1 protein-coding gene is annotated in these 1,546 nt (G+C 31.4%); it reads left to right on the forward strand.

Annotation, left to right across the window (positions count from 1 at the left end; all coding sequences use genetic code 11):
• Window positions 1-140: 140 nt before the first annotated feature.
• Entirely contained in the window at window positions 141-1,346 is a 1,206-nt protein-coding gene (locus NSA58_RS19950; protein WP_039678110.1) for a dicarboxylate/amino acid:cation symporter, read from the forward strand.
• The last annotated feature ends 200 nt before the right edge of the window (window positions 1,347-1,546 follow it).

Genomic DNA, 1,546 nt, shown 5'->3' on the forward strand with positions numbered 1-1,546 from the left:
AAAAAGTCGAAAATATTTATTTATATGAAAAAAATAATATGAAAAAAACAAGAAAGGAGACATTGACATATTAAGAACAATGTTTATATAATGGATAATGGAATTGTAAAAATATAGAAGTTTTTGGAGGAGAAAGAGATATGAAGAAAAAAATAGGATTAGTACCTAAACTTATAATGGGGATTGTGGTAGGTATCATCTTAGGAAGTTTTGCACCAGAAGGATTAGTTAGGGTGTTAATAACTGCAAGTACTTTATTTTCAGCATTTTTAAAATTTGTTATACCATTTATAATAATAGGATTTGTAACAGCAGGTATAGCAGATTTAGCAACAGGGGCAGGAAAATTATTAGGAATAACAACAGGAATAGCTTATGGTTCTACTATTGTTGCTGGGACAATCGCTTTCCTTGTGGCATCAAGTGTATTTCCTGCATTTATTGATTCAAGTGTAGCATCACAAATAGGTGATCCAGAAGCAGGAATGTTATCTGCATTCTTTACTATACCATTAGAACCAATGGTGGATGTAACAGCAGCTATTGTTTTCGCATTTACTATGGGACTTGGTATTTCAGCTCTTAGAAATCATGGTAAAGGGGAAACGCTACATAAAGTATTCCAAGAGTTCCAAGAAATAGTTACAAAAACTTTAGCAACAGTAATTATACCTTTATTACCAATATACATAGCTGGAACATTTGCTAATATAACTTATGCAGGCCAAGTTTGGGCAATATTAGGAGTATTCTGGAAAGTATTCTGTATAGTTATACCAATGCACTTAATATATCTAGTTATACAATTTAGTGTAGCTGGAGCAATAACTAAGAAAAACCCATTCCAAATGTTAAAAAATCAAATACCTGGTTATTTAACAGCAGTTGGTACTCAATCATCAGCAGCAACTATACCAGTTAATGTTGAATGTGCTAAAAATAACGGAGTAAGCAAAGAAATAAGAGAATTCTGTGTGCCACTTTGTGCAACAATTCACTTATCAGGTTCAATAATATCAGTTACATCATTTGCAGTAGCAGTATTAATGATGAACAATATGGACTTTGGATTATCAGTAATAATGCCATTTATATTAATGTTAGGTATAGCAATGGTTGCAGCACCAGGAGCACCAGGTGGGGCAATAATGAGTGCACTACCTTTCTTACCAATGATAGGTATACCATCAGATGGTGGTCTTGCAAGTTTAATGATAGCTCTATACTTAACTCAAGATAGTTTTGGTACAGCTGCCAATGTATCTGGAGATAATGCTATAGCAGTAGTTATTGATTATATAAACGATAAGATGAATAAAAAAGAAAAGACTAGAAAAACTGCTTAATATATACAAAGCTTAGATAAAGGCCAAGAAGTATTTACTTCTTGGCTTTCGTATTTTTAAGTTAGTAGATATGCATGGAAATCTATAAATCTTAGAGACATTACAGTTGTCTTTGTAATGGACGGAACTTTTTATAATTCATAGTATGGTAGTATTATTTAGAATTATTCTAAAAAATATTTATAATTATTTACATTTAT

The organism is Terrisporobacter muris (genome assembly GCF_024621905.1).
Classification (GTDB): domain Bacteria; phylum Bacillota; class Clostridia; order Peptostreptococcales; family Peptostreptococcaceae; genus Terrisporobacter; species Terrisporobacter muris.